At 49.0% G+C, this 247-nt stretch carries 1 protein-coding gene; it reads left to right on the top strand.

Annotation, left to right across the window (positions count from 1 at the left end):
• On the top strand, positions 1-247 hold a 247-nt coding region (locus tag SB765_RS32565; RefSeq protein ID WP_410932884.1), incomplete at both ends, for a TauD/TfdA dioxygenase family protein.

The following is a 247-nucleotide window of genomic DNA, read 5'->3' as shown; positions in this document are numbered from 1 at the left end:
GATAATCCGACGACCTACACGCTGTTGCACGGTATTAATATTCCGCAATGGAGCGGGGACACGCTTTTTTCCAGTGCGGGGAATGTTTATGACAGGCTCTCACAGCATTGGAAAGACAAAATTTCCGGACGTGATGCGGTTCATACGGTCAGGAAACGTTTCAAAATCCGCCCGGAGCATGCCGGATATTCTATTACCGAATTAATGAAAAAGGCCGACGAACTCCATCCTCCCGTCACTCATCCAC

The organism is Pseudomonas sp. SIMBA_067 (genome assembly GCF_046534675.1).
In the GTDB taxonomy this organism is placed as follows: domain Bacteria; phylum Pseudomonadota; class Gammaproteobacteria; order Pseudomonadales; family Pseudomonadaceae; genus Aquipseudomonas; species Aquipseudomonas putida.
The sequence above is the reverse complement of the archived record's forward strand: the minus strand, read 5'-3'. Positions and strand labels throughout refer to the sequence as shown.